This is a genomic window from Gordonia sp. GONU, assembly GCF_024733855.1.
Classification (GTDB): Bacteria; Actinomycetota; Actinomycetes; order Mycobacteriales; family Mycobacteriaceae; genus Gordonia; species Gordonia amicalis.
Genome location: NZ_JANRHB010000067.1, coordinates 1 through 4,255 on the forward strand (window position 1 = coordinate 1; position 4,255 = coordinate 4,255).

Sequence of the window (4,255 nt, forward strand, 5' to 3'; positions counted from 1 at the left end):
ATTCAGTCTCAGCAGAGAAGGACACCCCCCACACTCTGACTGCGACCACCGACAAGCGTGAGACGTCAACGATGTCCCGACGACACGACGTCAAGCATGTCCCGAGCCCTTACACGTCACATCCGGGAACATCGCCACGACACCGGCCGGCGTTCGATCGCCCTTGTTCAGCCGGTCGGACGGTTCGACCATTCACAAGCCGCAGTTCACGTCGCGTAGCGGTCTCCTAGCAACCCGCCGCTTCAGCACTGCAACCTCGAACTATGACGCGCCGGCCGGGGAGCAGTGCTGGCCTGAGGATTCTGACAAGTTAGTGAGAACCCACAGGTGACAAGATCATGAGAAACCCCAGTTCGCGACTGACAAAGAGGATGAGATCCTACAGAAGAGTCACTCCCAACTGAACCCATCCGGATCGACGAACTGCCCGGCGTCACCGCCGATCATCAGCCGATGCGACCCGGAACCCGCGGCGTCGACGCCGGCATCCTTGGCCGCGGCTTTCCGGCCGTAGAGCGCGAGTTTCACCGAGTCCGGGCCGCTCTCGAACTCGACGTACTTGCGGCCGTAGCTCTTGCCGACCACGAACCCCCGGTCCACGTAGAACTGCTTGGTGGCCGCGACGTCGTCGACGCCGAGCAGCAGGACCAGGTCGTCGAACTCCCGGGCCCGTGCACCGGTCGGCTTCTTCGACGAGCTGGCGACCTTCCAGATCGCGCCGTCGGGCGCCTGGACCACGCCGCCGTAGCCCCAGAAGGACTTCTTGGCGGGCTTGAGCACGGTGGCGCCGGCGTCGATCGCGGGTTCGAGGAAGGAATCGGCGACCGTCGGGTCGGCGACCACGAGCGAGATCACGAAACCGCGAAAGCCTTGGCTCGGCGATGCGGCGGCCTGGAACCGCAGCCGATCGCCGAGTCCGAAAGCCTTGTCGTAGAAGACCTCCGCAGCGCTGATGTCCGGAACTTCGAGGGTGAGTGCGTTGATGTTCGTCATGCTTCGACGCTATGGCGCGTCGAAGCGTTCGCGCTTCTCGATTCCTGATCGATCGGTTCTGGTCAAGCGCTCACGAGCGTTCGGCTGGCTTCGATACGGCTCGTCGCAAGCTCCTCGCCTACTCAACCAGCAGGCGGATCGATCGGCAGCAGGGGTGGTTCAGCCCGGGAGGTCGACCGCCACGCGGGCCGTGAAGACGACGACCTGCGCCACGACCAGTACCGCCAGTCCGACGGCGAACGCCGCCGCCGTGACGACCACCCCTGCGGAAGCCTTCAGCGCATCCCATACCGACTTCAGCGTCATGACCGATCCCCGAGTCGCGTGGCGAACAAGCGGTCTATGGACGGGTGTCGGCGGACCGACATCGAGTCGAGGGGCATGGGCTGACCTCCGTGCGGACAAATATCCCGGACGACGGTGTCCGGGGTCACATATGTACCACACATTAGTTGATACCGCGACTAAATTTGACGTTGGAGTCAGCGGGTCGACTCGCCGAGTCTCACTCCGGGGCAGTCCGAGAGCCGCCTCGGCCACGAACCACGGGGAACGCAACGCACACGCCAACATCCGAGGAGCTTGCATGTCGGTCCTGTCCCCCACCTCCACCCGCCAGCCGCTGGGCCGCGCCATCGCCCGGATCGCGCTCGGAGCAATCCTGGCGATCGCCGGCATCGGTCACCTGACCGCACAACGCGACGAGTTCCAGGCACAGGTCCCCGACTGGGTGCCGTTCAGCAAGGACTTCGTGGTCCTGGCCTCGGGTGGGGTGGAGATCGCATTGGGCGCAGCCCTCATCGCTCTCCCGCGTCATCGCAAGATCGTCTCGTGGATCGTTGCGGCATTCTTCGTCGCGGTGTTCCCCGGCAACATCCACCAGTACGTCGAAAACATCGACGCCTTCGGCCTCGACACCGACCAGAAGCGGCTCACGCGCCTGTTCTTCCAGCCGGTCCTGGTGCTGTGGGCGATCGCGGCCGGAACCGGGAAGCGTTCCGACTAGCGGCGACGGGTGCACGCATCCTGGCAAGCGGTGTCCATCCCGGCCCGGACCTGCGGCCGGAAGCCGGCGCCCGAGCTGATCGTCAGAGCGGCGACGAGCCCCCCGACAGCGCAACCCGCTGCACAGATGTACATCGCCGTCCGGAAGCCGTCGCCGAGAGGCTCGCCCGGTCCGGCGTCGATCCCGGCCACCGCGGGCAACACCGCCACCGCCAGCAGACCGGCCACGCGGGCCACCGCGTTGTTCACGCCCGACGCGGTCCCGGCCAGCGCATCGTCGACCGCACCGAGGGCAGCCGACGTCAGGGGCGCGACGGTCACCGTCATCCCGAGCCCGAACACCAGGACGCCGGGCAGCACATGAGCCAGGTAGTCCGTGCCCGGCTGCACGCGCGTCATGAGCGCGAAGCCACCCGCGGCGATCAGCGGGCCGACGGTCATCGGTAGCCGCGGCCCGGTGGTCTGGGCCAGCCTGCCCACCAGCGGAGAACCGAACAGCATGATGAACGTGCTCGGGAACATCGCCGCACCGGCTTCGAACGCCGAGTATCCGAGGCTCTGCTGCAGTTGCAGGGCAAGCAGGAACAGTGCGCCGCCCAGGCCCGCGTACACCAGCAGCGTCGTCAGGTTGGCGCCGGTGAACTGCGACGATCGAAACAGCCTCAGCGACAACAACGGCGACCGCACCCGCGTCTCGATGACCACGAACGCGACGAGAGCCGCCACACCCGCGAGACCGGCGGTCGTCGTACCGGCGGACCAGCCGCTCGACGGGCCCTCGATCAGCGCGTAGATGACGCCAGCGAGACCGAGCGTCATCGTCACCGCGCCCGCGACGTCGAGTCGACGCGGCGCGGACGGATCGCGGGACTCGGGCACATGCCGAATCGAGATGACCAGCGCACCCACCGCCAGCGGCACACTCAGGAAAAAGGTCCAGCGCCACGACGCCGCGTCGACGAGCCACCCGCCGACGAACGGTCCCAGCGCACTGGTCGCGCCCGACATCCCGGCCCACAGACCCACGGCCGCACCGCGATCCGACGGCGCGATCTCCGCGTTGATGAGTGCGAGGCTGCCCGGCACGACAGCCGCTGCCGCGACGCCCTGAACGAGCCGTGCGACCACCAGCCACTCGACGGACGGCGCCACCCCGCAGCCGATCGTCGCCACCGCGAACATCGCCAGGCCCCCGGTGAAGACGAGCCGACGGCCGTACCGGTCACCGGCGACGCCTCCCAACAGCAGAAGTGAGCTCAACGTCAGCAGATAGCCGTCGAGTACCCACTGCTGTCCACGCAGACCGGTGTCGAGGTCGCGGGCGATCGACGGCAGCGCGACGTTCACGACCGTGCCGTCGAGGAATGCGACGCCCGACCCCAGGACCGCGGCGACGAGCAGCCACCGCCCCGCCGGCGACGCAGCGCGAATGCCGACCGGTTCTTCCGCCGAACGGTTCGCGATCATGTCTGCCTTCCCGAGACCGGGGTCGCCGTCTCCCCAGGGTCATGGTCAGAACGTTGACGCGCAACCGTCGCCGTCAGCGACGCATATCGGCAGCGATGGCGTCGACCAGTCCGACGAACTGGTGTCCGCCGGTCTCGTGACGATGGAGCTGGGCGTCGGGAAGCAGCGCGGCGTTGAGATCCAGGTGGCCGATCGGGACTTCTTCGTCGTCGACGCAGTGGTGCAGGGACAGTGCGACATGGCGCGGTGGTGGTCCGGTGAAGTCGTACTCCTCCATGGCCCACCCGTCCGGCCCCCAGTTCGGCATCGCCAGGAGGACAGCGCGTCTCGGTCCGGCATACGCCGGCTCCGCCAGCAGGTGCAGCAGCACCGACGCCCCGAACGAGTGGGCCACGAGCAGGTCGTCGGCATCCATCGTCGACAGCCGTGCGCGCAGTGGGTCGGCCCACGCCTGCAGGGACATGTCGCCGGCGGAGAACTCGGGCATGTCGACGGGCACATCGAGCGCTGTGCCCAGGCCGGCGGCGATCGGCCGGTCGTCGGTGAACCCACCAGCACCGTGGATGAACAACAAATGTGTCTGACTCATCGATCCTCCTCGAACTCGTGCGTCACCGGGTTCGACTCGCGCAGACGCGCGATCTCATCGCAGGGTTGCGCTCCTCTTGACTCAGCCTGGATGCACCGATGTGGTGTGCCGGTGGTGGTGGAGGGTGTTGTGGGCGTGCGGTTTTGGGGGTGGTGGTATGTGGGCGTGGGTGGTCTGCCGATCTCGGAATGTCGGCTTGTT

General features: G+C 67.2%; 5 protein-coding genes. 1 reads left to right on the plus strand and 4 read right to left on the minus strand.

Going from position 1 to position 4,255, the window contains the following annotated elements:
• Positions 1-390 precede the first annotated feature (390 nt).
• Positions 391-993: a glyoxalase gene (locus tag NWF34_RS25110; protein ID WP_024499613.1), complete on the minus strand. Its 603-nt coding sequence runs from the start codon at positions 991-993 to the stop codon at positions 391-393.
• A gap of 159 nt (positions 994-1,152) precedes the next feature.
• The gene (locus tag NWF34_RS25115; protein WP_258326389.1) at positions 1,153-1,299 is read right to left on the minus strand and encodes a hypothetical protein; all 147 of its coding nucleotides are present in this window, start codon (positions 1,297-1,299) and stop codon (positions 1,153-1,155) included.
• Between the two features lie 280 nt (positions 1,300-1,579).
• On the opposite strand from NWF34_RS25115, the gene NWF34_RS25120 reads away from it, so the two are divergent.
• Complete coding sequence (locus tag NWF34_RS25120) at positions 1,580-1,999, plus strand: MauE/DoxX family redox-associated membrane protein (RefSeq protein ID WP_024499612.1); 420 nt, start codon at positions 1,580-1,582, stop codon at positions 1,997-1,999.
• Here the strand turns inward: NWF34_RS25120 and NWF34_RS25125 are convergent.
• Together NWF34_RS25125 and NWF34_RS25130 are read right to left on the minus strand one after the other, a co-directional pair.
• The gene (locus tag NWF34_RS25125; protein WP_024499611.1) at positions 1,996-3,465 is read right to left on the minus strand and encodes a DHA2 family efflux MFS transporter permease subunit; all 1,470 of its coding nucleotides are present in this window, start codon (positions 3,463-3,465) and stop codon (positions 1,996-1,998) included. The two genes, NWF34_RS25120 and NWF34_RS25125, sit on opposite strands and share 4 nt — an antisense overlap.
• 73 nt (positions 3,466-3,538) lie before the next feature.
• Positions 3,539-4,054: an alpha/beta hydrolase gene (locus NWF34_RS25130; RefSeq protein WP_024499610.1), complete on the minus strand. Its 516-nt coding sequence runs from the start codon at positions 4,052-4,054 to the stop codon at positions 3,539-3,541.
• Positions 4,055-4,255: the final 201 nt, after the last annotated feature.